The organism is Micromonospora sp. AMSO1212t (assembly GCF_008868145.1).
GTDB classification, from domain to species: Bacteria; Actinomycetota; Actinomycetes; order Mycobacteriales; family Micromonosporaceae; genus Micromonospora; species Micromonospora tulbaghiae.
The window spans coordinates 1-25,428 of the sequence record NZ_WBKS01000083.1; the positions used below are offsets into that span (position 1 = coordinate 1).

Sequence of the window (25,428 nt, forward strand, 5' to 3'; positions counted from 1 at the left end):
CTTCAACCGGCTCAAGCAGTGGCGTGACCTGGCAACGCGATACGCCAAACGCGCATCCCTCTACCGAGCCGGCCTCGTCCTGATCGCTGCCGTCATCTGGCTCCCATGATCGACAGGACACGCCCTAGGCAGCCGACGAGCACGGTCGACCGGGTACCTGGCGGACGGGTACCGCCAGAAACCCAGACTGGGTACCTCACAATCGACGCCGATACTCTGGCCGGAACAAGACAACAGGAGGGGGCCGCCGAGTGACCGCCGACGAGGCAGCAGCAGTTCTGGTGGCTGCGACAGCGCAGCCTGACTGCGATCGAGCCGTCGCTTGGCTTGCAGAAGGCCGAGATTTGCGCACAACGACGCAAAGCTGGCGCGACGTGTTCGCCGCTCTGGCAGTCCTTCCAGTGACACGGCTGTCAACGGAGGCCCTCAGGCAGGCCGCGGCTCGTTCAGCTGTCTCCCATCTGGACAGCAGCGCGGATCTGCTCGCGATCGACCGCGTCATCACGCCCAACCAGCACCAGGCTGCGCTTGACACTCTCGCGCTTCACGCTATTGGGCACTCACTAGCGAACCTCACGGCGGAGGTTGTGCACGCCGCCCAGGCGAATAACAAGCACGTCATGATTTGCCTCTGTGATATCGCCGGACTCTCATACCGCGACCTCGCTGACAAGTTGAGGTCCAGCGGCGCGGCAGCACCTCCCGGGGAGCCCGATGGGGCATGGAGCACCACGCAGGTGAAGGCGGCATGGAAAGTGTTGGATGCTCACGTGGCTGGCGAGCTGACCTCGATGGTGACGGGAGGAACGCCTGCACGCGCACTCGAGCACCTGTTCGGCGTGCCAGAGTGCAGCGCAACTGGGTGGGAACTCGTCTCCGATCTTCACCAGAACGGCGTGCCGTTCTCAGTGCTCCTTGCCCAACGAGGTGCTGGCGGAGCTTGGCTCGCCCACCGCAACCGCACCAACACCCTCCTCATCGGCGTCATCACCGACGAAATCGAAGCGGCCCTCGGTGCCGAGGGGATCGAGGTCCTCACGCAACGCAACCTCGGCCGTAAGCTCTGGCACAAGCTCCTTGGTCCGGCTGCCGGCCCGCTGCAGCTGTGCGCAATCCGTCGCGATAGCAACCATGACCCAGAGCCCATCCTGGGCATCACCATCGCGAGCGCCCGGGACGGCGGCACAGTGCGCAAGAGCGTCGGGCAGCTTGAGCCCCTGCCTCCGCAGTTCCCGCACCTACTGCTCGCCGCCGTCGTCGTGGGTCCCGGCTGGGCTGACCGGGTGCAATCCACCGCCGCACTCGCGCGCGCCTTCGAGGGCCACGTCTACACCGAACGACAGCTGTCCGAGCTGGCACGCTTGGCGACCCAGCTGCAGTAGCCTCGCCTGTCACACCTGACCGGAGAAGTGTCGTACCCGTCGGGGACAATGACACGGACCTCCGGTGGAGTGATCGGCGACTGACCTTGTGCAAGGAGATCTTCAGTGACGACGACCGTGGGGGCGCGAACCGAGGCCATCGAGGCCGCCCGTCAGGCGGCTATTGCCAGCGGCAGCGTTCGCCAAGAGCTGATCACATACAAGGGTAAGGACGTCCTTCTCCCCGTGGTGAGCATCCCGCTTGAGCTCACTTTGTACAGCCCCTCAAGCCACCGCATCCGAGCGCAGATCCTCTCTGCCTCCGAGGAGATACAGAAGCTCTTCCAGAAGGAGCCGTGGGGCGAGAAGGCACAGAGTTTCCTCGAGGAACAGCTCCGCGCCACGGAGGGCTACTCCCGCATCAAGGGGGCCCTCGAGGCTGATGGTCAGCGCTACCCCGGCGTGGTAAGCCACACCGGCGTGCTGGTCAACGCGAACACGCGCGCCGCAGCACTCCGTGATCTCGGCAAGCAGTACATCGAGGTCGTTGTCTTGCCGACGGACGCCACGGACAAGGAGTTCCGGGCGATCGAGGCCGCCCTCCAGATGGAGGAGGACGTTAAGCAGGTCTACTCCAACGTCAACACACTGCTCTTCGTCAGGGACCTCCTGCAGGATTACTCAAAGGAGGAGATCGGCCTTCTCACGTGGCGTGAACTCCGCGCAAAGGGCGACAAAGGCCGCAAGGAGGCTGCAGCGCGGGTCGAACAGGAGTTGTCCATCCTTCAGATCATCGAGAGTGTCAGGGCGAGGTCGCAGCCACCGATCCCATGGACGTTCTTCGAGGGGATGCGCCAGAGCCTTCTGGAGATCGCCGCCGGGTATCAGAAGACCGCCAAGACGAACCCGGTGAAGGCGGCCCAGATCCGCGATGCGCGGATTGTGGGCATGCTTGCCGGACTTGGATACTCGAAGCTGCGCGAGGTCGATGACACCCTCGTCGCCTCATACCTCGGTGATGCCTTCGCTGAGAACTCCGTGGTCGGCGTCGTAGCAAACCATGAGCCTGTAGTCGGCCTCGGCGAACCCGAGGGCCTCGACCTGTTTAGCGACTCCGACGTCGGCGGCCCCGCGGCCAGCGACTCCGCCAATTCGGTACCGTTCGCTGACCTTGTAACGCTGCTTGCAACGACGGTCGATGCCCCTACTGTCGAAATCTCGGCTGCGGACGGCACAGCGCAGACGATTAGCCGCCAGCAACTTCTTGGGGGTATCTCCACCGCTTACGCCACGGCCATCGAGGCCAAGAGTCTTGACGATGCACAGGGCGACGAGCTCCTCGCGCCGACCAAACTACTCAAGGAGGCAGCGAAGCGGATCGACGCAGCACGTTCGTCATACGAGAGCGTCCGCGCCCGCGCGGACTTCGACGCGGAGGCGTGGAAGAGGGCGTATGAGGCTTTGGACCGCGCGATCCAGGAGCTCAACAACGCCTATCCGTCCGCTGGTTCAGCATGACCGCGCCCACCGCAATGGCACCCAAGGTCGCGCTGCGTCTCTCCGGAGCTCCACCGAGGGTGCACGCTAGGCGGGGCGAGGGCGTCCCCGACAGCTTCTGGTTCGAGCTCATGACGGAATGGGCTGCCGACCCCACCGTCGGGAATGCCAACTCACAGGCACTCTGCAACCTCGAACGCGTCCTCAGCAGGATGGCTTGGGTGGGACCAGCGGGTCGACGGGACCGTGTCGGCTTAGACATCTCACCCGAGTTGCAGGACATCCTTCGTTCTACCCACGCCGAGCGCACCACTCTGTCGGGCATCCTCGAGGCCCTGCCACAACTCACGCCGGAGCAGGCCCAAGCCCGGCTCGACGCGAGCCGCTTCGTACGTTCGCTGCGTCCATTCCAGCTCCGCGACCTAGCACACCTTTTGAGTCTCCCGCACGGCGCGAACTTTTCGGTACCAGGGGCTGGCAAGACGACAGTGGCTTACGCAACGTACGAAGCTGAGCGTGTCGCAGGCCGGGTCGAGCGACTCCTCGTGGTGGCGCCACTCTCGGCATACGATGCCTGGACGTCCGAGGTCAAAGTCTGCTTCGACGGTAGACAGTCACCCGTCGTCCGGGCCTACAACGGTGGGTATATTCCCCACGAGGCCGAGATCCTGCTCGTCAACTATCAGCGGCTCGCCGCGAACTACGAGGACCTAAGTGCCTGGGTTCGTGCGAAGCCGGCAATGGTGCTGCTCGACGAGGCGCACCGGATGAAGAAGGGCTGGGACGGCCAGTGGGGCAGCGCCTGCCTCTCTCTGGCCTTCCTCGCCGCCCGGCGCGATCTGCTCACGGGTACGCCCGCCCCGCAGTCGCCGGCTGACTTCGTCGCGCTCATCGATTTCCTATGGCCCGGCCAAGCCCGACGCGTTCTGCCGCCGGACGCTCTGGTGAACCCAGCCCCACCGGGCGCAGGCGCGGCGATCGCGTCGCGCATCGCACCCATGTTCACCCGAACCAAGAAAGCCGAGCTGGGACTGCCACAACCCAGCATCAAAGCTGTCCCGGTGCCGCTCGAGGGCCTCCAGGCGACGATCTACGCCGCGCTGCACGACCAGTACGCTGGCGAGCTGCAACTGAGCATGAACGCCCGAGTGGAGCTTGCCCGCATGGGCGACATCGTCATGTATCTCCTCGAAGCAGCCACGAACCCGAAGCTGCTCAGCGCCGGCTCAGCGGGCGACGACATCTTCCGGCACCCCCCGCTGGATGTCCCCCGAGGAACGCCGCTGTGGGAGGTCATGCAGCGGTACAACCAGTACGAGACACCGGCGAAGTTCCAAGTTCTCCTATCGATGATCAAGGAGAATGCGGACCTGGGGCGGAAGACGCTGGTCTGGACGAACTTCGTTCGCAACATCAAACTTCTTGAGAGCATGCTCGCGACCTACACGCCGGCGCTCATCTATGGCGGCATGCCGTCGTCACTCAGCCAGCCCGACGCCGAGCGGACCCGCGAGTCTGAACTCGAGAAGTTTCGGTCAAGCAGCAACTGCATGGTCCTCATCGCGAACCCTGCGTCGATGAGTGAGGGCGTCAGCCTTCACAAGGAGTGCCACGACGCGATCTACCTTGACCGAACCTTCAACGCCGGCCACTGGCTGCAAAGCATCGACCGCATCCATCGGCTTGGCCTCCTGCCTTCGGACGAGACGCGCATTCGATACCTGGTGACCACCGGCACAGTCGACGAGGTTGTGGATGCCCGAATCCACGTCAAGGCGAAGAATCTCGCCGAAGCACTCGATGATCCGAGCCTCGTGGGCACTGCGCTCCCAGACGAAGATTCTGGAACGCTCGAACGCGCCGTAGATAGTGACGACCTCCGGGCGCTCTTCGCTCACCTGCGCGCTGGACCGGGCGGCTCCCGAGACCTCGCCGGCTGATCATGACGCCTCTCTGCCCTACAGCGTTCGAACTTGAGGCTGCTGTCCGTGCGTGCCGGCTGATCGGCCCTGGCGCTCACGCCATGGACGCACGCCATTCGTACGCTGTCGCGCCAAGCGGCGGCATCTTCAACGCACGCCACTTGGAGGACGGCCAGGCGTTGCTGGAACGCGTCGGCGTCCTCGTCCGCACAGATGACTGGCTCGCGCCAGCCGAAGAGTTCGCCACCTTCGCATCGATGCCACTTGACGCTGCTACCGAGTTCCTGCTATCGCACTGCCTTATGCGTGAGCCGCCTCTATGGCTCTTCACGGTGGCGGATCAAGGCGATGCGATGATCCCGGAGGACGTGCTAGACGCGCTTGGCACGGTCTTTGACGCGCAACGCCGCGAGAACTTTCTCCTCATCATGGGCCGAAAGGTGGACGATGAGCGCATGAAGGTGATCGGGGCAGCCGGTGAGGAGTTCGTCGTCCAGAGCGCCCGCGAGTGGCTCCAGGAACTCGGCAGACCCGATCTTGCAGCGGACGTCTGCTGGCTCAGCCAACGCAGCGACGACTTGGGGTACGACGTCAGCTGCCCGGATCCCGGCGGATGTCGACACCGCCTCGAGGTGAAGACGTCCGGACCGAAACCCGGAGTCTTCTCCTTCTTTCTCAGCCGCAACGAGGCCCGCACCGGCGCTGCGGACAACCACTGGTCTCTAGTCGCGGTCAAGGAGAACCTCGCCAGCGAACTCTATGTCGCGGGTTGGCTGACCGGGGATGATCTTCGTCCCTTCCTGCCGACCGACCATGGAGGCGCCCGATGGGAGACTGTCCGCATCGAGATTCCGACAACGAGTCTTCGGCCGGGGCTTCCTATGCCCGGCCACCAGCACGGTCTGCCCGTGCCACCGCAAGCAATCGACCCGGCCCGGCCCGGTGACCATGTACTCGACGTGCCTAAATAATGATCACCCCAGCAACATCGAAGCCGAGCATTTCAGCTATGGTGCGGGACGACGTATCGTGACGACGAGAGGGGAACGATGTGACCGTCACTACCCCGCGCGCCGTCGCTACAGCCTCAGCGTCAGAGACACTCGCACCCGCTCTCCGCTCCCCGCTTCGTCACCTCGACGTCAACGTGATCAGCGCCGCCGCGAAGGCGGAGAGCCGCAACCGTGAGGTCCACCTCCCTCCGGTAAGCGTGTACCGGTGGTGGGCCCGTCGAACCGACGCCGTGAACGGTTCACTTGTTCAGGCCGTCGCCGCCGAGACGAACTCCCCGATGCTGATCGTCGACCCCTTCGCCGGCGGCGGCGTGATCCCACTCTCCGCTGTAACCAGGGGACACCAGGTCTACGCACAGGACCTCAACCCGTGGGCAGCGAACGGACTCGCCGCGATGCTCGCACTGCCCTCACCTGACGACCTACGGGAGGGCGCTGCATCGCTGACTCAACGCGCCACTGCCCTGGCGAAGGCCGCTTACGGCACGTCAATGCAGGACGGCTCCCTCGGACACGTCAGTCATACCTTCCGTGTCGCCACGAGCTGCTGCACCACATGCGGTGAACGCAACCGGCACTTTCCGTATGCAATGGTTTCCCTGCTCGCGCGCAAGGAACGAGGTTTACCCGAGGCATACCTCAGCTGCAAGCGAGGGCACCTGCAGCTCGGTAGCAGCGACAGAACGAGCCGTTGCAAGACATGCAAGACCATCATCGAGCCGTCGGCGATCTATACACGCGGCCGTGTCGTCACGTGCTCCAAGGGCCACCGCGAGAGCCTCTCGGAGCGGACCGCGTCCGGCGCTTGGCGGTGGGAGGTAGTTCTGGTCGAGCGGGCGAACGGCTTCCGTCGCGAGCTCGCAATCCCGACAGACGCCGAACTCGCCGCTGCAGACTCCCCGCGATGGGGCGAGCCGGTATCCCTCGGTGCCATCCCTGAGGGCGCCGAGACACGCGTCTTGCTCCGCCACGGCTTCCGGGACTGGTCGGACCTCTACCCCGCGCGGCAGGCCTTCATGGTGCGTGAGCTCCTCGATCTGCTACCGGAGTGCTCGAACCAACCCGAAGTGCAAGCGGCGCTGAGGATGGCGATCATCGGTAGCACCGAGATGGCCGGCCACCTCTCGCGATGGGACCGTTGGTATCTCAAAAGCTACGAATCCATGGCAGGCCATCGCTTCAACCTCACGACGTTCGCCGCGGAGCCGAACGTCTGGGGCACGGAAGTTAGTGGACGCGGGACCGTGCTGCGTCGCTTAGGTCAACTGGTGCGCGCTGCGGAATGGCTGCACGCCCGCACGGGCGGGCCACTGACGGTCCAGCTACGGCGCACCACTGAACCTGAACCATCCCAACCCGGGACGGCGACCGTGCACGTCGTCGAAGGCAGCAGCGAGCGGATGTTGCTACCCAGCGAGTCAGCCGACCTAGTCCTGACGGATCCGCCCTACCACGACGACGTTCAGTACAGTGAGCTGTCACTGCCGCTGCGATCCTGGGCTGGCCTCATCGACGGGGCTCTCGCCGGTGAGGCCGTTGTCAACACCGCAACCGGGCAACTGACGGGCGTCGGCGAGTACCAACAGCTACTCACAAGGATCTACGCAGAGAGTCGACGCGTACTCAAGGAGGACGGCCACCTCATCTTCTCGTACGCCAACCGCGAGCCAGAGGCATGGGTGGCGCTATTAGAAGCGCTCCAAAGCGCCGGCCTACGCACCGTAGGTTACGAGATCGTGCACTCCGAGAACGAGACTGACCAGGTCAAGCGGAGCGTCCGCGCTTGCACCATGGACCTCATCCTCGATCTGGTTCCGGCTGGACCTCGGCCGCTGCAGCAGCACCGCAGCACCGCCGTAGAGGCCGACTCGGAGACAATTTTCCTGCACCTCGTCGGCTCAACAGCGCTACGGATCGGTGGATTAGAGCACGGCTGGGAAGACGGCTTCATCGCCAGAGCACGTGCTACTGAGTTCCTTAGCGGCAAACTCTAGGAGGGCCGACCCCGGTTAGAGACACTCCGACGCCGGGGCCAGCTCGGGGCCGGCGCCCTGCAGACAGATCCACCGAGCCCCGCTTTCGGCGTCGGGCCGTCGCCCTTTGCTCGAAAGCCCCACGTGCGAGGAAGACGCCTTCGATTCGTGGACCGCGACCGGAGGGTGCCGCGCGTGCGGGCTATGGGCGCCACCCTCCGCGAGGCTCTCGGCCGAGCAGGACGCGGTTTGGCGCACCTGTTAGTCGTACCAGTTCCTGAGTTTCCTGTCCGCTCAATTCCCTGAGCATAACAGGGCCATTGACGGCGGGAGAGGTTGCGAGACAAGTTCCGGCCTTGTGGGCGTGAATCAGGAATGGGGGGTCAACTCTATAGATGGGTTGGAGATACAACCTCTTGTCATCCACTGGCCCTTCAATGTTGATAACACGCAGGTACCCGACCACACACCTAAGATCGGTTTGGTATGCCACAATCACATCACCAATCGAGACGTCCTCGTTGAGTCGCTTCGCTACCTCTGGCGACCGTGTCGAATAGTGGCCGCCCCACTCGCTGGGTCCCTGTACCGAAAAGACCTCCTTCTCCCAGTTCCCACGGTAACCCGCAGGCCCGCCATCACAGTCGTTGTTTTTATAGAGCCAATACCTCAACGCTGCCTCCGCTCGACGATGGACTCTTCCCGAGATGGGACCTGCTGTCGCCATCACATCCGCCCCGATGAGGGGTTCAGCGGGGGTTGCTGCCGTAGGCACCTCACGGCCGATGAGCCTCTCGGACAGCGGGCCGACCTTCCAGTACCGGCATGGGTCACTCCGTTGCCCACTGGGTAGAAGGATCGAACCATCCGGTGCGCGGGAACCACGCTAGGCACCTTCCAATCGGGTAGGCCCACGCCCACAGATGCGTGATCTCGGCAGGCAGCCCGGGCGGCTGGTCGGGCAACTCAAGGTAGTCATCGCTGAGACTGTGGTAAGCCGCCCACGGCGTGCTGAAGGTTAAGGCAACGAAGACATGCCGCTCCGACGCTCCTGTGGCAGCAAGCTTGTGGCGCACATCCACCAGCTTCGGATCGTGAAGATATTCACTGGCCCAAACGTTGAACGCCGTCCAATCAGGGCCAGCTGGGCCTCCCACGCCACACGGGTAGAGCAGGATTCTTGGATCTTCGTCGGCCCGGGCCGGGCGAGACAGTATCTGTACGACCCCGAGAGCAGCCAGTCGCCGGGCAACTTCGTGGTCGTTGTGTAGGAGTTCGTCCGCTGAGCCAACGTGCTCGAACAGCGCCCCGGCGTCTTGGAGTGCCCGCAGGTGACCTGCAAGGGTGGATCTCAGGGCACGGAGATTGACGGTTTGGGCGACAGTGACGTACCAGATCCTGCCGAGGTCGGGAGCGACTATCTCCTGCTCTCTGAGGACAAGCTGTGTCATCTGGGCGTAGGACGGTTCAACATCAGCAACGACCTCCACAAACGCTGGCGGCCGGGCGTGGTAGTCGATCCGGAGATCGACCATGTGCTGGGCCCTGTTGTCGTCTTGAATGATGACCCGTTCCCCTGTCAGGCGCGCGATCACCCTCGCGGCGGCGAGCTCGAGATCGCCGAGGTAGCTCGTGAAGGCGCGCATACGCATCGCCTCGGTACGGCTATCGATGGGTTGGCCGGGGTAGAAGGGCTCCACGGGCAACAGCGTAAGGCGGGAGGGCTATACCGGCGAGATGCCGACGGCGAGGAATGGTCATGCCAGTGGATCGGCCAGGAGCGCCGCACCAAACTGCCCGGCGTGTTCGCCGCCGGTGACCTCGTCGGCCACACCTACCGCCGGGCCGTCACCGACTGCGCCGCCGCTCCCGACGCCGAGCGTTCCCTCGCCATTCAGCCCTGACCAGCGCGGCTGGGTGGCGGATTCCGCCCCGCGTCTACGCGCTGAGTCGGGCGGTGATGTCGGCGGCCGTGGTCTTGGCGAGCCCCGCACCCACCAGCGTCGCCGGCCAGCCCGGTCCAGTCCCCCATAACCGAGCAGGTAGACACGCGGCTCCTCCATCGGCCTCGTGCCGTCGGTGTAAACCTTTCCTCCCGCCAGCCCGGCAGCATCGGCGCGAGGTGGGCGAGGTTCGGCCGAAAGCCGGTGCCCCAGATCACCGCGCCACAGGGCTGCCTCGGTGCTGTCGGCCCAGCATACGCCGCTCGCGGTGAGCCGCACGAACATCGGACGCGCCCGCAGGACCCTTCTCTTCTCAGCGACGCCTGGCCCCGCCCGCGGTCAGTTCGGCTCATTTAGACATCGCCGCGGAGCCAACCTGGGTCCGACGGCGCGGCAGGCGCGGCTACTCAATGCCGAGTACGGTGAGCGCCCGCCACCGGCCGGCTCATAGCGGCGAGGCGCACACCTGCCTGGCAGAGTCCCGGCGGGTCGCTGTCGAAGGCCAGGGTCGGTACGCGGGACGTTGGTCGGGTCTCACGGTGCGCCGATGTGCGTCGCTCACCTCCGTTCGGGCGAATGTCGGCTGGCCCGCGCATACCCCATCCGCTGGGTCCGCATGCCTGGCGCCACTGGCAGCCGGTCAACGACCTGCCGGACAGGACCGGCGATGGACTGCTCCCGGACAGCTGCGGACATGAGCGCGTCGTCGCAGACGGTTCCGACGTCGAAGCGCGGGCCGAGAATGATCAGGTCCCGGAACGCGCGGCGTAGGTAGATGTACAGGTGCTGGGGCAGCGTCTTGAGGTGCGTGTCCGGCGGCACGTCGCCATGGGCCACCTTCGACCGAATGCCGTACGCGTGGGTGATGGCACGACGGATCTCTAGTCGCTCGTCGTCATCGGCGCCGATGAGGACTGCGGTGCGCTGGGAGACCTTGCGACTGAGTTCGTCCGAGCTGTCGGTGATCATGAGGTTCTCGAGGGCTGACGTGTACCAGAAGATGATCTCGGCGCGGTCGCGTTCGTACAGCACATCGCCGATGCTGCCGAGGCGTGGGCCGAGGGCGAGGAACCGGTGGGCGCTGCGCTGAAGCCGCTCGCTGGCCTTTTTCATGGCCTTCCGCCGAGACGGGTTGACGACGTCGTTCCACGTCTGCCACTGCAGCAGGAGGGGCGACATGATGTCGGTGAACGTCAGCACGTCAGCCAGTTCTTGCCCGTCGAGCCAACAGGGGCCCCAGCCCGGCTCCTCCCATTCGTCGATCCCGTCAGATGTGGCGGGCACCAGGTCCAAGCCGGTGCCTCGGACGCGTTCCACCATGCGGCCCGGCTCGATCTCGTACTCGGCGGCGACGATCACGCGTTCGGCTTGGGCGAGGTTGAGCAGCAGCAGCGGCTCCCACGCTGGTATCACGAGTTCTGGTTCGAACAGGCTCCGCAGAATGGCGGTGCCCCACCCGGATGGATTGCGCGCCTCGAGGTCGTCACTGGCCCGGCGAAGGACGCAGCAGCCACCGAGTCGCAAGGCCGGATCCCACGGGTCGGCGGCGAACTGGCTGCTCGACGGCAGGGGAGTCACTGCATCGAGGTCGGCGGCGGTGGGCTGCGTCAGTTGCCAGCCACAGACCCCGTGGGATCCCTGCAGGGGCAGCCGGGCGTCGATGACCACCAGACGTTCCGACAGGGTTGGCGGACCAGCGAGATAGGCGGCCAGGTCGGCGGGGAACCGGTCGGGCGTCTCCGGTCGGCATAGCACATCAAGAACGCCCAGAGTACGCAGGTTGTTGCGGGTGAGCCGACGTCCCCAGTGGTCATTGACGCCGTCGTCGTAGCGCAGGTATCCGCGGATCCGGGCAGCGGCGCTGGCGGCGGCGTTCACCGCCCGGGTCTCCCGCCAGGCGGCGACCAGCTCGGCCAACTCAGCCTCGCCCACAGCGGCGAGTTCGTCACGCATTTTTGCGGCGCGTTCGAGGAGGGCGGCGATAGCCGGCATGAGGGCTAGCTCGGCTGAAGAGTCAGTCACCATCACATCGTGCACCAGAGCCCAGAGCGGGGCGACGTGTGTTTTTGGCACCGCGCACGTCACCGACGCTAGGCCCTTTCATCAGCTGGCGCGAATCGTTCCAGCCTCCGTGCGCTGGCGACGACGTCCAGGCGACCCGGCACCCTTGCAATGCGGTGCGAAAGCCGGACATCCAGCCGGCTAGCTGTAGTGCACATGAGTGTTGTTGACGCGAGTGATGGGTGGTTGGCCGCCGAGTGAGATGCGGCTGCGGTGGTGGTTGTAGGTGTGGAGGCGTGCGTCGGCGCGGTGCTGGTTGCTGGTGTAGGGCTGTTGGTAGGCCCATTTGTCGAGCAGGGTGCGGTTGAAGCGTTCGGCTCGGCCGTTGGTTTGCGGTCGGTAGCGGCGGGTGAAGCGGGCGGTGGCGCCGAGGTCGGTCAAGGCTTGGTGCCAGGCTCGGCCTTGCGGTAGGCCATGGCGTTGTCGGTCATCACTCGTTCGACGCGGGTGATGCCGTGGGCGGCGAAGTGCTCGGCGGCGCGGCACAGGAAGCCGGCGAGGGTGTCAGGGCGGTTGCCATGCCGGCTTGGCGCCGGTGCGCCAGGGAGCTGCCTGCTCCCAATCTGCTCCCAATTTAAGGGGCAGAACGGCGGAAGCCCCTTACCGACAGTTTCGGTAGGGGCTTCCGACCTGCATACATCTACGGTGGGCGATACTGGGATCGAACCAGTGACCTCTTCGGTGTGAACGAAGCGCTCTCCCGCTGAGCTAATCGCCCTCAGCGCGCATGACTCTACCCGATCACCCGCCCGGACCAAAAACCGGGCCTCAGTGCGTCGCGAGGTAGTGCAGCGCCTCCGCCACCACGTCGATGCCGAAGCTGTACTTGAGCGACAGCCACACCACCACGGACACGAACGCGAGCCCGACCGCCCCGAGCACGAAGCGTACGGGCAGCGACTGCCGGGTCACCCAGCGCGTCCAGGAGTTGACGTGGCGGCGGGTGAAGGCGAGCAGCCGTCGCGCCCAGTGGAACTCGACCGCCCAGACGCCGAGGCCGGCGATGACCAGCAGCCAGCCGGGGCCGGGCAGCGGGATCAGCGCGATGCCGACGGTGACGACGATGGCGCCGAGGATGCCGATGAAGATCTTCAGGGCGACGCGGCCGGTGGGGTTGGCGCGGATCAGGTCGAGTGTGGTGTGCAGGCGTCCGCGCCAGCCCCGTCGCCGTCGGCGCTGCTCCACGAGAGCACCTTGCGACCGCCCTTCCACCGGCACCTCGTACCCCCGACTTTCGGCTGCTGGGGCCGCACCTTTCGGCGATTCGCCAGTGGTCCGCGACGTCACCGATGAGCCCCTCGTGACCATTTCCACCCCCAGTGTCGCGCGGGACCGTCACCCCTGCTGAGGACTGGACGTTACCGGAGTAAGTCGACGACTGAGCCACCCGTTGCCGGGCGGGACGACGGAGTGGGCGGAACCGGAAATTCTACGCGGGCCCGAGTGGTTCCCGTGGGCTTTCGGAACCCCTTACCACCACTGGGTGAAGTCAGCGTATGGCGGAGCGTAGCCAGGAGCAGCACCTGAGTATGGGAAAAGCGGGACACGCGCGTTCCGCAGCGGTGCCGGGGGGAGAACGTCCATGAGTGTCATCCGACCGACGACCGTAGAGGTCGAGACGTCGCTAAGGCTCGTCGCGCCTGACGCCACCGCCTTGCCGGTGCGTGCCAGTCTGCGTTACGACCCTGCTGACCCGTATGCGGTCCATGTCCTGTTCCATGCCGAGTCCGCCGGCGGCGAGGCGGTGAGCTGGTCGTTCGCTCGCGAACTGCTGGTCACCGGGCTCGACGAGCCGGCCGGCATCGGTGATGTGCGGGTCTGGCCGTGGGCCACCCCGCGCGGCGACTTCGTCGCGCTGGCGCTGTCGTCCCCGGACGGCAACGCCCTGTTCGAGGTTCCGCGCAGCGTGCTGGTGCGCTTCCTGCGCCGGACCTACGTCGTCGTCCCGCGCGGCCGCGAGGCCGAGCACCTGGACGTCGACACCGCGGTGAACCGGCTGCTGGCCGGTCGCTGACACGGCGACACCCGGGGCCGCGCGGATCTGCCGAGTCCGCGCGGCCCCGGGCCGTCTCCAACCGGGGGTACGCCTCAGCCGCGCGTGGTGATCCCGCCGTCGACCGGGATGACCGCTCCGGTCAGGTACGCGCCGGCGCGCGACGCCAGGTAGATCGCCGTGCCCGCCATGTCCTCGGGCCGGCCGATGCGGCCCAGCGGCACCTGCTGCTCGATGGCGGCGCGCGACTCCGGGTCGTCCAGCGCGAACGCCATCATCTTGCTCTCGAACGGTCCGGGCGCGATCGCGTTGACGGTGATCTGCTCGCCGGCGAGCTGGTGGGCGAGGCCACGGGTGAGCATGTGCACTGCCGCCTTGGTGGCCGAGTACGCGTACACCTCCATCCACGGCACCCGGATGCCGTCGATGGACCCGATGTTGATCACGCGGGCCGGGTCGTCGGCGCCGGCCGCGGCGCGCAGTTGCGGCAGCAGCGCGGTGGTGAGCCGGAAGACGGCCTTGACGTTCACCGCCCAGAGCTTGTCGAAGGCGCCCTCCGGGTACTCCTCCAGTGGCGCGCCCCAGGTGGCGCCCGCGTTGTTCACCAGCACGTGCAGCCGGTCGTGGCGCTCCCGCACGGCCTCGGCGAGCGCCAGCGCGCCCGCGTCGCTGCCCAGGTCGGCCGGGATCGCCTCGCAGTGGCCCTCGGCGGACAGTTCCTTGGCGACCGACTCGCACACGTCCGCCTTGCGCGAGGAGATGATCACCTTGGCGCCGGCCCGGACGAAGCCCCGCGCGATCATCAGCCCGATCCCCCGTGAGCCGCCGGTGACCAGGACCGTCTTGCCGTCGACCGAGAACAGATCCGTCATGCCCATCCCATCGCCGTCGCCCGGCCGCGGGCCGGTCGGCCTGGGCCGCGTGGCCGGGTGCGCAACGCACGCCGGCCGGGGTCTTACCGATCGGTAACCTAACCGTCCGGCTCGGTTGCCGACAAGAGCGGCCCGAGCGGGCGAAACCGTCGAGATGCAACGTGCGGGCGCTCCGGTTACCGTCGGGATGATGGTCACTACCGGTCAGCCCTCCCCGGCCACCCGCACCGGCCTGCCGGAGCTCCGTCCCGGCACCGACGAGATCGTCACCGGTGTGCTCGGCGACCTCGCCGCCGAGCCCGGCTGGCCCCGTCCGGTCCTGCTCGACCGCGATCTGCTGATCCTGGTCACCCACGGGCACGGCACCGCCGAGTTGGACTTCCGGCCGGTCCCCTGCCGTCCGGGCACGCTGCTGCGCGCCCACCCCGGCCAGGCGCTGCGGTTCGTCGGCGCCCAGCTCGACGCGACGGTGGTGAGCTGGCGGCCGGATGCGCTGCGCGGCCTCGACGTCGACCCGGACGCGGTGCCCGCCCACCGCCAGCTCGCCGGCGAGGACGAGGACGCGGTGATCAGCGAGGTGAGCCAGCTCGCCGTGGACGCCGACCGGCACGCGCTGGTGCCGGCCGCCGCGGCGCTGCTGCGCCACCAGCTCGCCGTGCTGCTGCTGCGGTTGAGCCTGCTGCCGCATCCGCGCAACGGCGCGACGCCCCGGGCCGAGACGGAGACGTTCCGGCGGCTGTGCCGGGAGGTGGAGCGCGGCTACCGGCACACCCGCCGGGTGGAGGACTACGCCGCCGGCCTCGGCTGTTCGGTGCGTACCCTGACCCGGGCCTGCCTTGCGGTGACCGGCCGCAGCGCCAAGCAGGTGATCGACGAGCGGGTCGCGTTGCAGGCGTGCCGGCTGCTCGCCGCCACCGACGAGTCGATCGCCGCGATCGGCCGGGAGCTGGGTTTTCCCGAGCCGACGAACTTCGGCCGCTTCTTCACCCGGGAGGTCGGGGTGAGCCCGGGGACGTTCCGGGCCGAGCGGGAACGCCCGCTGCCCGTCCGTCTGGTGCGACCCCGGCCGCCCGCCGACTCCCCCGCACCCGGCGGCCAGGCATGATGGCACTGTGCAGATCTCCGCGCGCGGCGACTACGCGGTCCGGGCAGCCCTGAGCCTGGCCACCGCGTACCCCACCCTGCTGTCCACCCAGGCCATCGCGGCGGAGCAGGACATGCCGCGCAAGTTCCTCGAGGCGGTCCTGGCGGACCTGCGCCGGGCCGGGGTCGTCCGGGCCCAGCGCGGCGCCGAGGGCGGCTACACGCTGGCCCGGCCGCCGCGGGAGATCACCATCGGGCACGTGTTGCGCGCCGTCGACGGCCCGCTCGCGGGGGTACGCGGCCTGCGCCCCGAGGAGACGCGGTACGAGGGGGCGGCGGAGAACCTGCCCCGCCTCTGGGTCGCGGTGCGCGCCTCGGTGCGCCGGGTGGTCGACGAGGTGAGCCTGGACGAGCTGGTCAGCGGCCGGCTGCCGGCCCACGTGCGCAAGCTGACCGCTCAGCCGGACGCGTGGGAGCCGCGCTGACTCACAGCGTGCTGACCACCTCCTCGTAGGGCAGGCGCGGCAGCCGTTCCCGCCAGGCGTCCGGCGCCGGGCGGCCGATGTTCATCAGCAGCAGCACCCGGTGCCGCCCGCCGGGGAAGAACTCGCGTTCCACGCCGGCCGCGTCGAACCCGGCCATCGGCCCGGCGGCCAGCCCGGCGGCGCGTACGCCGACCAGCAGGTAGCCGATCTGGAGCGCGGCGTTCAAGCGGGCCTGCGCTTCCCGGCCTGCCGGGTCGCCGGTGAACCAGTCCCGCGCGCCGGGGCGGTGCGGGAACAGCTCGGGCAGCCGGTCGTGCCAGTCCACGTCGGCGGCGAGCACCGCGGTCAGCGGCGCTGCTGCCGTCTTGTCCCGGTTGCCGGCGCTGACGTGCGGCAGCAGCCGTGCCCGGGCCGGCGCCGAGCGCAGCAGCAGCACCCGCAGCGGCTGGGCGTTCATCGCGGTCGGGCCGTACCGGACCAGGTCGTGGATGGCGCGGACCTGCTCGTCGCCGACCGGCTCGTCGGTGAACGCGTTGGCCGTGCGGGCCGCCCGGAACAGCAGGTCCTGGGCGGCCCGGTCGAGCGCGATCAGCTCGTCGGCGGCGGTGGTCACCACGCCTCGGACCAGTCGCCGAGCGTGGTGGTGTAGCCGCCGCGGTGGTGCAGCAGCGGGTCGCCGTCCTCGCCGGCGCCGAGCGCGAGCGGTTCGCCGAGCAGGATGGTGTGGTCGCCGGCCTCGATCCGGCGGACCACCCGGCACAGCAGCACGGCGAGCGCGTCGCCGATCAGCGGCACGCCGAACGGCCCGGTGCTCCAGCCCGGGTGGGCGGTGAACCGGTCGATGCCGCTGGTGGCGAAGATCTGCGCGATCTCCTGCTGGCCGGAGGCGAGCAGGTGCACGGCGACGTGCTCGGCCTGCTCGACGGTGGGCCAGCTCGATGAGGCGCGGCCGAGGCAGACCGAGACCAGTGGCGGGTCCAGCGACACCGAGGTGAACGAGGTGGCGGTGAAGCCGGCCGGCGGCAGGTCCGGCCGCAGCCGGTTGCCGCGCAGGCCGGGGGTGGTGACCACGGTGACGGTGGACGCCTGGCGGCGCAGCAGGCCGCGGAACGAGTCGACGTCGACCGGGCGCAGCTCGACGGTCCCGGCGCCGGGCCGGTCCACGGTGGTCACGACGCCACCAGCTCACGGGTCGCGTAGACGCTGGCGGGCCGGGGCAGGCCGTAGTGCTCGCGCAGCGTGCGCCCGGTGTAGGCGGACCGGAACAGCCCGCGCCGGCGCAGCAGTGGTACGACGTGGTCCACGAAGGCCTCCAGTCCGTCGGGTAGCAGCGGTGGCATGACGTTGAAGCCGTCGGCGGCGCCCCGGGTGAACCAGAGCTCGATCTGGTCGGCGATCTGTTCCGGGGTGCCGACCACGACGCGGTGCCCGCGCCCGCCGCCGAGGCGGCCGATGAGCTGCCGCAGGGTGAGCCGTTCCCGCCGGGCCAGCTCGACGACGAGCTGGTGGCGGCTCTGGTGCGACTGCACGGTCGCGGCGTCGGGGAGGTCCGGCAGCGGGCCGTCCAGCGGCAGCCCGGTCAGGTCGAGCCCGGTCATGCCGGAGAGCTGGGCGAGCGCGTGCTCGGGCACGATCAGGGCCTCCAGTTCGTCGGCGAGGGCACGGGCCTCCTTCTCCGTACCCCCGATGACCGGCGCGATACCGGGCAGCACCTTGACCAGTTCCGGGTCGCGGCCGGCGTCGGCGGTGGCCCGCTTCAGCGCGGCGTAGAACGCCTGCCCGTCGGCGAGCGTCTGCTGGGCGGTGAACACGGCTTCGGCGTACCGGGCGGCGAACGCGATGCCGTCGGTAGACGAGCCGGCCTGCACCAGCAGCGGCCGGCCCTGCGGCGGGCGGGGCGTGTTCAGCGGCCCGCGGACCCGGAACCGCTCGCCGGTGTGGTCGATCTCGTGCACCCGGCCGGTGTCGGCGAACACACCGGCGGCGGCGTCCAGGACCAGCGCGTCGTCCTCCCAGCTGTCCCAGAGCTTGATCGCCACGTCGACGTACTCGGCGGCCCGCCGGTAGCGGTCGGCGTGCGCCGGGTGGTCGTCGAGGTTGAAGTTGCGGGCCTCGCGGGCCTGGGCGGAGGTGACGATGTTCCAGCCGGCCCGCCCGCCGCTGAGGTGGTCCAGCGAGGCGAACGCGCGGGCCAGGTTGAACGGTTCGGTGTACGTGGTGGAGGCGGTGGCGATCAGGCCGATGTGCTCGGTCGCGGTGGCGATCGCGGCGAGCAGCGTGATCGGTTCGAAGACGGCCTGGATGTTGTGCCGCACGGCCGGGCCGACGGCGAGCCCGTCGGCGAGGAACACCGAGTCGAGCGTGCCCCGCTCGGCGATGCGGGCCAGTTCCTGGAAGTGGCGGACGTCGGCGAGGCGGCTCGGGTCGGCGCGCGGGTGCCGCCAGGCCGCCTCGTGGTGGCCGACACCCATCAGGAAGGCGTTGAGGTGCAGGGTCCGGGACATGGCGGTTCCTCTCAGGCGGTGGTGACGTCGGCGCGCCAGGTGGAGAAGCGACGTTCCCCGGCGACGAGGAGCTGGTTGACCACCAGCCCGATGGCGGAGATGGTGATGATCCCGGCGTACATGTCGGGGATCGCGAAGTTGTACTGCGCGTAGTTGACGAGGTAGCCGAGCCCGGCCTTCGCGCCGACCATCTCGGCGGCGACGAGCACCAGGATCGAGTACGCTCCGGCGAGCCGGACGCCGGTGAACACGGTCGGCACGGCCGCCGGCAGGATCACCTTCTGGAACAGCCGCAGGTGGTTCAGCCCCATCGAGCGGGCCGAGCGGATCAGCAGCGGGTCGACGCCCTTCACGCCCGCGACGGTGTTGAGCAGGATCGGCCAGGAGCAGGCGTAGAGCACCAGGGCGATCTTCGACGTCTCACCGAGCCCGAGGATGAGCACGAAGGCCGGCAGCAGCGCGAGCGCTGCGGTGTTGCGGAACACCTCCAGCAGCGGGCTGAGCAGGTCGGCGAGCGGCCGGTACCAGCCGATCAGCAGGCCGAGCGGGATGGCGGTGACCACCGCCAGCGCCAGGCCGGTGAGCGAGCGGGTGAGGCTCGCGCCGACGTGGTCGGCGAGCTGCCCGCTGCGCAGCAGCTCCCACCAGGCGGCGAGCACCTCGGACAGCGGCGGCAGGAAGACCCGGTCGACCAGCCCGGCGCGGGGCGCCGTCTCCCAGATCGCGGCGAGCGCCAGCAGCGCGGCGCTGCGGTGCAGCACCCGGCCGCCGAGGCCGAGCAGGCGGCGGGGCCGGGCGGGCACGGCCGCCGGGGCGGGCGGCGCCACCGGCCGGGCCGGCGGTGCGGCGACGTCAACCAACGCGGGCCTCCTCGCGTACGGCGGACTGCGCGGCGCGTACCTCGTCGCGCAGCAGCGTCCAGATCCGGTGCCGGTGGTGGCGGAACGCGTCGGTGGAGCGGACGTCCTCCTCCGCCTCCCGGTCGCCCAGCTCGATGTCGATGACCTGCTTGATCCGGCCGGGCCGCGACGTCATCACGGCGACCCGCTGACCGAGGTGCACCGCCTCGTCGATGCCGTGCGTGATGAACACGACCGTCTTGCCGGTGGCCTGCCAGATCCGCACCAGCTCGTCCTGCAGCGAGTCGCGGGTCTGCGCGTCCAGCGCGGCGAACGGCTCGTCCATGAGCAGCACGTCCGGGTCGTACGCGACGCTGCGGGCGATGGCGACGCGCTGCTTCATGCCGCCGGACAGCTCGTGCGGGTAGCGGTCGGCGAAGCCGGTCAGCCCGACCAGGTCCAGGTGGTACGCGACCAGGTCGGCGCGCTCGGCGCGGGGCAGGCCCTTGGCCTCCAGTCCGAACGCGACGTTGCCGGCGGCGGTGCGCCAGGGCAGCAGCGCGTACTGCTGGAAGACGATGCCCCGGTCCAGGCCCGGCCCGGTGACCGGGCGGCCGTCGACGAGCACCTGCCCGCCGGTCGGGGTGGCCAGCCCGCCGAGCAGGTCGAGCAGCGTGGACTTGCCGCACCCGCTGGGGCCGACGACGACGAGGAACTCGCCGGGGCGTACCCCGAGGCTGAGCCCGTCGAGCGCGGTGACCGCGCCGCCCCTGCCACGCCGCCCCGGGAAGACCTTGCGCACCCGGTCGAAGAGGATCTTGTCGGTGCTCATGCGCCACCGCCGGGGGCCGCGGCCGCGTTGAACCGGTTGGTGTAGAGGTCGGACGGCTTCGGCCGCTCGCCCTTCAGCTCGCCGGTGTCGGCCAGCCAGTCGATCCAGGTGGCGAACTCCCGGTCGGTGATGACGCCGCCGGGTTCGGCGACGCCGCTGGACTTCCAGTAGCCGACGAGCGTGGTGTCCTCGTTGCGCCCGCGCTTGCTGATGATCGCCTTGAGCCGGGCCACCACCGTCTCGCGCGGTTGGGTGCGCGCCCACTCGATCGCCTTGCCCACTGCGGTGACGAACGTCCGGACCGTGTCCGGGTTACGGGTGAGGAAGTCGTCGCGGAAGACGTAGCTGCCGGCGCTGAACGCGCCGAGCAGTTCGTAGTCGGTGAAGATCGTACGGATGCCGCCGTTGGCGACGGCCCTGTCGCGGATCACGGCGCCGAGCACGGCGACGTCGATCTGCCGGGCGCGCAGCGACTGCTCGGTGTTGACCGGCGGCAGCGCGACCAGCTCGACCTTGCCGATCTCGGCGGCGGTGAGGCCGCCCCGGGCCAGCCAGGTACGCAGGACGGCCTCGGCGTGCGCGCCGAGCGTGTTCATGCCGACCCGCTTGCCGATCAGGTCGCGCGGGCCGCGGATCGGGCTGCCGTCGAGCACGTAGTAGCCCTGGAAGGTCTGCGCGTCGGAGCCGTAGTAGCTCACCACGGCGGTGATCGGGGCGTTCGCGGCCTGGAGCTTGACGATCGCGCCGTTGAACGCGCCGCCGAAGTCGCTCTGGCCGGTGGCGGTGGCCTGGATGTCGGCCGGGCCGCCGGTGACGTTGCCGATCCAGTTCAGCCTGACGTCGCCGAGATAGCCGAGGTCGGCGGCGAGTTCGGGGAGGGTCACCTGACCGACCGAACCCTGGTAGCGCAGTTCCTTGGTCTGCGCGCCGTCGGCGGCGTCGGCGCCGCACGCGGTGGCGGTGGTGAGGGCGAGCAGGGCGACGGCGGCGGTGAGGGCACGCCGCGGCGATCGGGTCGAGGGCATGGCGGAGTCTCCTGATCTGTCCACGATGCGGTGGAGGGGGCCCGCGCGGGGCCGGGGAGCACGCCGCACCGCGCCGGGCCACGATGCGCCGGCTGCGGGAACGGACGGGCGGAGAGGGAACGACGAGCGCTCGGCTCAACAGAGCGCGCTCGCGTGCCGGACCAGGTCGACGTGCACGCGAGCGGTGAGGAGAAGCTCGTCCCGCTGCGACATGTCCTCATGCTGCCGACCGTTCTCCACGCCGGTCAATGCCCTTCCACCCAGTGAGACTTTCGTCGCTGGCTTTGTTACGGCCCGCCTCCACCAGCATTTACGACTCCTTAACACCTACCCGTTGGATAGAGATTTTGCCGGGCGGCAGTCCCACCGTCCAGAGCGGACCGGGCAGGGTTTCGCGAATCGTCGATCCGGGCATGTTCGTTGCCGCGAAGGCATGCAGACGACTGCAGAGGCAGGGAGACGAAGGAGGCACCCCCGATGGGCGTCCAGTTCCGCAAGCGTAAGAAGTACGGGCCGCTGATCCTCCACTTCACCCAGAACGGCTTCTCGTCGTGGAGCATCAAGATCGGCCGCTGGTCCTGGAACTCGAACACCCGCGCCCACCGCGTGGACCTTCCGGGGCCGCTGTCCTGGAAGCAGGACAAGGCCTGACCTTCCCGGGCGACGAGCGGGGTGCCGGCTGACCGCCGGCACCCCGCTCGTCGTCTGCGGCCGGGTTTGCGGTTCCGCCCGTCACGGCGTCCCGGCGACCGGAGAATCGCCGCATGGCGGACGTGTTCCTGCGGCGGTTACGACGGCGGGCCGTGGCGGCCTGCGCGCTCATGCTGGTCGGCTACTTCCTGGTGCCGGTCGAGGCCGACCCGAACGGCCTGCGGCTGGCCCTGCGCTCGATCGGCACGGCGGCCCTGGTTGCCGTGATCGCGTTCCTGGTCACCGGCCAGGTCCGCCACCAGCTCGTCCGGGACCAGCCGACCGGCCGGGACGAGGACCGGGCGCTGACCCGGCTCGCGGTCGCGCTGATCGCCGGGCTGCTGGTCTTCGCGCTCGGCGACTACGTGATGGCGAACACCCGGCCCGGCGAGTTCGTCGGCCTGCGGACCCGCGTCGACGCGCTCTACTTCGCGCTGGCGACGCTCACCACTGTCGGCTACGGCGACGTGCACGCCCAGGGCCAGATCGCCCGGGTGGCGGTGTGCGCGCAGATGGTCTTCAGCATCGGAGTGGTCGCCACCGGAGCGTCGATAGTGGTCAAGCAGATGACCCAGCGCTCGAGACGGCGCTGATCAGCACGTCCCCGCCGAGCCGGCCGTGCTCCGGGTCGCGGGTCACCGCGCCCGAGGCGAGCAGCGAGGCCAGCGCCCGGTTGGCGTCGGCGGCCCGGTAGACGGTCGAGGTGGTGGCGAAGCGGCGCAGCTCGGTGACCGTACGCGGGCCGGAGCGGGCCAGCTCGGCCAGCAGTTCCCGGCGCAGCGGGCCGGGCTCGGGGTCGAGCGAGATGTCGAGCAGCCGCCCCTGCGGGTCGGCCGGGTCGCGGTAGCGCACGCCGGCGTACTCGTCGACCGCCCAGAGCGCCTCCTTGACCGCTTCCAGCCCTCGGTCGGAGCCGGTGGCGTAGCCGAGCAGCCGCGCCGGGCCGTCACCGTCGGGCACCAGCTCGACCTCGGTGACGAGCGGGAACCCGGCACCGGTGAGCGCCGGGCGCAGCGACCGGCCGGGCGCGGTCACCAGCAGCAGCTCGGCCGGGCGCCCGGACGCGGCGGCGGCCAGCAGGGCCGGGTCCGGATCGGCGCCGTCGGCCACGGTGAGCAGCGGCGCGCCGGCCGCGCCGGCGGCCTTGAGCGCCACCGGCAGCCGGTCCGGGCCGCCGGGCACGAGGTGCACGGCGACGTCGGCGGGCAGCGCGGCCTCGGCGGCGCCGAGGCGGGCCGGCAGGTCGGTGCCGTCGTCGGCCACCACCAGCACGGTCAGCCGCCGCCCGCGCAGCCGGTCGGCGAACTCGGCCACCACCCGCAACGCCTCCTGGGCGCCGGCGGCGTCACCCCCGGCGTACGCGAGCGCGAGCGTGGCCCGCCGCGCCCGGTGCAGCGCGGCGGGGAGCCAGTGGTCGAGCTGGCGGACGAGCAACTCGCGCAGGACGGCGTCGGTGGACATGGTGCCGTTTCTACCGCACGGCGCGGCGGGGCCGGCCGCGAACCCCGCTCAGACCGGTACGGAGATGCCCACGCCGCCGCGGGTCTGCCCGCCGTAGCGCTGCCGCTCGCGGTCGAGGTCGAGCCGCCCGATGCGGGTACGCGCGGCGAGCGCGGAGTCGTCGAGCAGGTCGGCCGGGACGATCCAGACGATCTCGAACTCCAGCCCGTCCGGGTCGCGGCCGTAGAGGCTCTTGGTGGTGCCGTGGTCGGACGCGCCGACCAGCGCCCCGGCGGCGGAGAGCCGCTCGGCCGTGGCGGCCAGTTCGTCGAGCGTGTCCAGCTCCCAGGCCAGGTGGTAGAGCCCGACGGTGGCCCGGCCGGCCTGGGACGCCCCGGCCGCCGCACCGATCTCGAACAGGCCGAGGTCGTGGTCGTTGGTGGAGTCGGGCGCCTGGAGGAAGGCGGCGCCGCGGAAGCCCTCGGGGGTCATCGGGACCCGTCGGAAGCCCAGCACGTCACCGTAGAAGGCGACGCTGCGCTCCAGGTCACTGACGTAGAGGACGGCGTGGTTGAGTCGGTGGATGCCCATGCCACCGACCGTACCCCGATTTTGTTGAGCGTTCAACTATCGGCGGTATGATGGGCGTCATGACCCGGTGGCTGGACCCCGACGAGCAACGGACCTGGCGCGCCTTCCTGACCGCCTCCCGGGCGCTGATGGAGACGCTCGACCGCGAGCTGCAACACGACGCGGGCATGCCGCACGCGTACTACGAGATCCTGGTCCGCCTCTCCGAGGCCCCCGACCGGCGGCTGCGGATGAGCGAACTGGCCGAGCTGACCGGTTCGTCCCGCAGCCGGCTCTCGCACGCCGCCGCCCGGCTGGAGGCGTCCGGGTGGATCCGTCGCGAGGACTGCCCCACCGACCGGCGCGGGCAGGTCGCCGTGCTCACCGACGAGGGCTTCGCCACCCTGGCCGCCGCCGCGCCCGGCCACGTCGAGGGGGTACGCCGGCACCTGTTCGACGCGCTCAGCCCGGCCCAGGTCGACCAGCTCCGCCGGATCAGCGAGACGCTCGCCGACCACCTGACGGATTCGGGACCAAACTGATCCACTCCGGGTCTTGTACATACCGTCGCCGGACGAGCACGATGGGGCGTGTCCTCCGGCTTCGCTGACCTGACCGTCCAGGCGCACCAACTGGTGTCCGAAGGCGACCTCACCGGCGCGGAACGGCTGCTCGCCGACGCGCTCAGCGACGCCGATCCCCGCCCCGGCAACGCCTCCCCCGAGCTGGCCGAGGCGGCCGGTCTCCAGGCCCGGGTACTGATCGCGCTCGGCGAGCCGCACTCCGCCCGCGGCTGGGCCGCGTTCGCGTACGCGGCGGCCACCCGGCTGCACGGCCGCTCCGACGAGCGCACCGTCACCGCCGCCGCGACGCTGGCCGCGGTGCTGCACCGGGTCGGCAGCGACGCCCGGGCCGCCCGGCTCTACTCCGACGTCATCATCGAGCTGACCGCCCGCGACGGCCCGGAGTCTCAGCAGGTGCTCGCCGCGCACGCCGACCTGGCCACCGTGGAGTACGCCCGCGGCCAGTGCGAGGTGGCCCGCGACCGGCTGCAGGACGCCTGGGAGCTGCACCGGGAGGTCTACGGCGACGGCCATCCCAGCGGCATCAAGATGCTGGCGAAGCTCGGCGCGATGGAACGCGACTGCGGCCGGTACGCCGACTCCCACGAGCACCTGACGCTCGCCGAGGAGCTGTGCCGCCTGCACCTGGACCCCGACGACCCGCTCGCCGCCCAGGTGGCCGGGCTGGCCCGCGCCGCCGCCGACCCGGACCACGTCTGCCCCGCGCCCGCCGCTCCGGCGCCCGAGCCGCCGCCCGCCCGG

General features: G+C 69.4%; 25 protein-coding genes, 1 tRNA gene and 3 pseudogenes. 14 read left to right on the forward strand and 15 right to left on the reverse strand.

Going from position 1 to position 25,428, the window contains the following annotated elements; all coding sequences use genetic code 11:
* The 6 genes and pseudogenes from F8279_RS19865 to F8279_RS19890 all read left to right on the forward strand — a co-directional run.
* Positions 1-109 (forward strand): annotated as a pseudogene (locus tag F8279_RS19865) (IS5/IS1182 family transposase); the annotation flags it as partial.
* Positions 110-251: 142 nt separating this feature from the next.
* Positions 252-1,382 (forward strand): hypothetical protein, encoded by a 1,131-nt coding sequence (locus tag F8279_RS19870; protein ID WP_151500728.1) that lies wholly within the window; start codon positions 252-254, stop codon positions 1,380-1,382.
* A 105-nt stretch (positions 1,383-1,487) separates the two neighbouring features.
* Positions 1,488-2,879 carry a hypothetical protein gene (locus F8279_RS19875; protein ID WP_151500729.1) on the forward strand — a complete coding sequence of 464 codons (1,392 nt, stop codon included), beginning with the start codon at positions 1,488-1,490 and terminating at the stop codon, positions 2,877-2,879.
* A gap of 110 nt (positions 2,880-2,989) precedes the next feature.
* Complete coding sequence (locus F8279_RS19880; protein WP_192580725.1) at positions 2,990-4,798, forward strand: DEAD/DEAH box helicase; 1,809 nt, start codon at positions 2,990-2,992, stop codon at positions 4,796-4,798.
* 83 nt (positions 4,799-4,881) lie between these two features.
* Complete coding sequence (locus F8279_RS19885; RefSeq protein WP_192580726.1) at positions 4,882-5,751, forward strand: DUF3883 domain-containing protein; 870 nt, start codon at positions 4,882-4,884, stop codon at positions 5,749-5,751.
* Between the two features lie 320 nt (positions 5,752-6,071).
* Entirely contained in the window at positions 6,072-7,787 is a 1,716-nt protein-coding gene (locus tag F8279_RS19890; protein WP_151500732.1) for a hypothetical protein, read from the forward strand.
* An 809-nt stretch (positions 7,788-8,596) separates the two neighbouring features.
* Here the strand turns inward: F8279_RS19890 and F8279_RS19895 are convergent.
* Complete coding sequence (locus F8279_RS19895) at positions 8,597-9,466, reverse strand: hypothetical protein (protein ID WP_225853336.1); 870 nt, start codon at positions 9,464-9,466, stop codon at positions 8,597-8,599.
* Between the two features lie 84 nt (positions 9,467-9,550).
* Between F8279_RS19895 and F8279_RS19900 the strand changes: the two are divergent.
* Positions 9,551-9,670 (forward strand): annotated as a pseudogene (locus F8279_RS19900) (thioredoxin-disulfide reductase); the annotation flags it as partial.
* 597 nt (positions 9,671-10,267) lie between these two features.
* On the opposite strand, the gene F8279_RS19905 reads toward F8279_RS19900, so the two are convergent.
* The 4 genes and pseudogenes from F8279_RS19905 to F8279_RS19920 form a co-directional block, all read right to left on the reverse strand.
* A complete protein-coding gene (locus tag F8279_RS19905; RefSeq protein WP_151500733.1) occupies positions 10,268-11,731 on the reverse strand; it encodes a HEPN domain-containing protein in 1,464 nt (487 codons plus the stop codon).
* 180 nt (positions 11,732-11,911) lie between these two features.
* Positions 11,912-12,237: pseudogene (locus F8279_RS19910) on the reverse strand (integrase core domain-containing protein); the annotation flags it as partial.
* 179 nt (positions 12,238-12,416) lie between these two features.
* Positions 12,417-12,488, reverse strand: a tRNA-Val gene (locus F8279_RS19915).
* 50 nt (positions 12,489-12,538) lie between these two features.
* Entirely contained in the window at positions 12,539-13,078 is a 540-nt protein-coding gene (locus F8279_RS19920) for a TIGR02611 family protein (protein WP_225853337.1), read from the reverse strand.
* Between the two features lie 274 nt (positions 13,079-13,352).
* Here F8279_RS19920 and F8279_RS19925 point away from each other — a divergent pair, with 274 nt between their 5' ends.
* Complete coding sequence (locus tag F8279_RS19925; protein ID WP_007457244.1) at positions 13,353-13,784, forward strand: SsgA family sporulation/cell division regulator; 432 nt, start codon at positions 13,353-13,355, stop codon at positions 13,782-13,784.
* Between the two features lie 74 nt (positions 13,785-13,858).
* Here the strand turns inward: F8279_RS19925 and F8279_RS19930 are convergent, their stop codons facing one another.
* A complete protein-coding gene (locus F8279_RS19930; protein WP_091427952.1) occupies positions 13,859-14,635 on the reverse strand; it encodes a glucose 1-dehydrogenase in 777 nt (258 codons plus the stop codon).
* 187 nt (positions 14,636-14,822) lie between these two features.
* Between F8279_RS19930 and F8279_RS19935 the strand changes: the two genes are divergently transcribed.
* Together F8279_RS19935 and F8279_RS19940 are read left to right on the forward strand one after the other, a co-directional pair.
* The gene (locus tag F8279_RS19935; RefSeq protein ID WP_091427763.1) at positions 14,823-15,740 is read left to right on the forward strand and encodes an AraC family transcriptional regulator; all 918 of its coding nucleotides are present in this window, start codon (positions 14,823-14,825) and stop codon (positions 15,738-15,740) included.
* A gap of 7 nt (positions 15,741-15,747) precedes the next feature.
* Positions 15,748-16,203, forward strand: a complete 456-nt coding sequence (locus tag F8279_RS19940; protein ID WP_013284925.1) for an Rrf2 family transcriptional regulator — start codon at positions 15,748-15,750, stop codon at positions 16,201-16,203.
* Position 16,204: 1 nt separating this feature from the next.
* On the opposite strand, the gene F8279_RS19945 is transcribed toward F8279_RS19940, so the two are convergent.
* The 7 genes from F8279_RS19945 to F8279_RS30985 all read right to left on the reverse strand — a co-directional run bounded on the left by F8279_RS19945 (position 16,205) and on the right by F8279_RS30985 (position 21,616).
* Positions 16,205-16,819: a malonic semialdehyde reductase gene (locus tag F8279_RS19945; protein ID WP_225853338.1), complete on the reverse strand. Its 615-nt coding sequence runs from the start codon at positions 16,817-16,819 to the stop codon at positions 16,205-16,207.
* A complete protein-coding gene (locus tag F8279_RS19950; protein ID WP_091427760.1) occupies positions 16,813-17,376 on the reverse strand; it encodes a flavin reductase family protein in 564 nt (187 codons plus the stop codon). Before F8279_RS19950 ends, F8279_RS19945 begins: the two co-directional genes overlap by 7 nt.
* Positions 17,373-18,707, reverse strand: a complete 1,335-nt coding sequence (locus tag F8279_RS19955; protein ID WP_151500735.1) for an LLM class flavin-dependent oxidoreductase — start codon at positions 18,705-18,707, stop codon at positions 17,373-17,375. The genes F8279_RS19950 and F8279_RS19955 overlap by 4 nt, the downstream gene beginning before the upstream one ends.
* 11 nt (positions 18,708-18,718) lie before the next feature.
* A complete protein-coding gene (locus tag F8279_RS19960) occupies positions 18,719-19,567 on the reverse strand; it encodes an ABC transporter permease (protein WP_225853339.1) in 849 nt (282 codons plus the stop codon).
* Positions 19,560-20,378, reverse strand: a complete 819-nt coding sequence (locus tag F8279_RS19965) for an ABC transporter ATP-binding protein (RefSeq protein WP_151500736.1) — start codon at positions 20,376-20,378, stop codon at positions 19,560-19,562. Before F8279_RS19965 ends, F8279_RS19960 begins: the two co-directional genes overlap by 8 nt.
* Complete coding sequence (locus F8279_RS19970) at positions 20,375-21,403, reverse strand: ABC transporter substrate-binding protein (RefSeq protein WP_151500737.1); 1,029 nt, start codon at positions 21,401-21,403, stop codon at positions 20,375-20,377. Before F8279_RS19970 ends, F8279_RS19965 begins: the two co-directional genes overlap by 4 nt.
* A 135-nt stretch (positions 21,404-21,538) precedes the next feature.
* Positions 21,539-21,616 carry a putative leader peptide gene (locus tag F8279_RS30985; RefSeq protein WP_349881247.1) on the reverse strand — a complete coding sequence of 26 codons (78 nt, stop codon included), beginning with the start codon at positions 21,614-21,616 and terminating at the stop codon, positions 21,539-21,541.
* A gap of 264 nt (positions 21,617-21,880) precedes the next feature.
* Between F8279_RS30985 and F8279_RS19975 the strand changes: the two genes are divergently transcribed.
* Together F8279_RS19975 and F8279_RS19980 are read left to right on the forward strand one after the other, a co-directional pair.
* Entirely contained in the window at positions 21,881-22,054 is a 174-nt protein-coding gene (locus F8279_RS19975) for a DUF4236 domain-containing protein (protein ID WP_064498970.1), read from the forward strand.
* A 113-nt stretch (positions 22,055-22,167) separates the two neighbouring features.
* Positions 22,168-22,686 (forward strand): potassium channel family protein, encoded by a 519-nt coding sequence (locus F8279_RS19980; RefSeq protein ID WP_151500738.1) that lies wholly within the window; start codon positions 22,168-22,170, stop codon positions 22,684-22,686.
* Here F8279_RS19980 and F8279_RS19985 read toward each other — a convergent pair.
* Both F8279_RS19985 and F8279_RS19990 read right to left on the reverse strand, forming a co-directional pair.
* Entirely contained in the window at positions 22,652-23,554 is a 903-nt protein-coding gene (locus tag F8279_RS19985; RefSeq protein WP_151500739.1) for a hypothetical protein, read from the reverse strand. The two genes, F8279_RS19980 and F8279_RS19985, sit on opposite strands and share 35 nt — an antisense overlap.
* Positions 23,555-23,602: 48 nt before the next feature.
* Positions 23,603-24,124, reverse strand: a complete 522-nt coding sequence (locus F8279_RS19990; protein WP_151500740.1) for a VOC family protein — start codon at positions 24,122-24,124, stop codon at positions 23,603-23,605.
* Between the two features lie 50 nt (positions 24,125-24,174).
* Here F8279_RS19990 and F8279_RS19995 point away from each other — a divergent pair, with 50 nt between their 5' ends.
* Together F8279_RS19995 and F8279_RS20000 are read left to right on the forward strand one after the other, a co-directional pair.
* Complete coding sequence (locus tag F8279_RS19995; RefSeq protein ID WP_151500744.1) at positions 24,175-24,645, forward strand: MarR family winged helix-turn-helix transcriptional regulator; 471 nt, start codon at positions 24,175-24,177, stop codon at positions 24,643-24,645.
* Positions 24,646-24,693: 48 nt separating this feature from the next.
* A partial coding sequence (locus tag F8279_RS20000; protein ID WP_151500741.1) for a tetratricopeptide repeat protein occupies positions 24,694-25,428 on the forward strand: 735 nt, incomplete at its 3' end.

What these genes read in the sequence shown, in the direction of transcription:
- F8279_RS19985 (WP_151500739.1), bottom strand. Translation starts at nt 23,554, where the DNA reads ATGTCCACCGACGCCGTCCTGCGCGAGTTGCTCGTCCGCCAGCTCGAC.
- F8279_RS19990 (WP_151500740.1), bottom strand. Translation starts at nt 24,124, where the DNA reads ATGGGCATCCACCGACTCAACCACGCCGTCCTCTACGTCAGTGACCTG.
- F8279_RS19930 (WP_091427952.1), bottom strand. Translation starts at nt 14,635, where the DNA reads ATGACGGATCTGTTCTCGGTCGACGGCAAGACGGTCCTGGTCACCGGC.
- F8279_RS19965 (WP_151500736.1), bottom strand. Translation starts at nt 20,378, where the DNA reads ATGAGCACCGACAAGATCCTCTTCGACCGGGTGCGCAAGGTCTTCCCG.
- F8279_RS30985 (WP_349881247.1), bottom strand. Translation starts at nt 21,616, where the DNA reads ATGTCGCAGCGGGACGAGCTTCTCCTCACCGCTCGCGTGCACGTCGAC.
- F8279_RS19970 (WP_151500737.1), bottom strand. Translation starts at nt 21,403, where the DNA reads ATGCCCTCGACCCGATCGCCGCGGCGTGCCCTCACCGCCGCCGTCGCC.
- F8279_RS19885 (WP_192580726.1), top strand. Translation starts at nt 4,882, where the DNA reads ATGGACGCACGCCATTCGTACGCTGTCGCGCCAAGCGGCGGCATCTTC.
- F8279_RS19975 (WP_064498970.1), top strand. Translation starts at nt 21,881, where the DNA reads ATGGGCGTCCAGTTCCGCAAGCGTAAGAAGTACGGGCCGCTGATCCTC.
- F8279_RS19935 (WP_091427763.1), top strand. Translation starts at nt 14,823, where the DNA reads ATGATGGTCACTACCGGTCAGCCCTCCCCGGCCACCCGCACCGGCCTG.
- F8279_RS19980 (WP_151500738.1), top strand. Translation starts at nt 22,168, where the DNA reads ATGGCGGACGTGTTCCTGCGGCGGTTACGACGGCGGGCCGTGGCGGCC.
- F8279_RS19880 (WP_192580725.1), top strand. Translation starts at nt 2,990, where the DNA reads ATGACGGAATGGGCTGCCGACCCCACCGTCGGGAATGCCAACTCACAG.
- F8279_RS19920 (WP_225853337.1), bottom strand. Translation starts at nt 13,078, where the DNA reads ATGGTCACGAGGGGCTCATCGGTGACGTCGCGGACCACTGGCGAATCG.
- F8279_RS19955 (WP_151500735.1), bottom strand. Translation starts at nt 18,707, where the DNA reads ATGTCCCGGACCCTGCACCTCAACGCCTTCCTGATGGGTGTCGGCCAC.
- F8279_RS19925 (WP_007457244.1), top strand. Translation starts at nt 13,353, where the DNA reads ATGAGTGTCATCCGACCGACGACCGTAGAGGTCGAGACGTCGCTAAGG.
- F8279_RS19890 (WP_151500732.1), top strand. Translation starts at nt 6,072, where the DNA reads ATGCTGATCGTCGACCCCTTCGCCGGCGGCGGCGTGATCCCACTCTCC.
- F8279_RS19995 (WP_151500744.1), top strand. Translation starts at nt 24,175, where the DNA reads ATGGGCGTCATGACCCGGTGGCTGGACCCCGACGAGCAACGGACCTGG.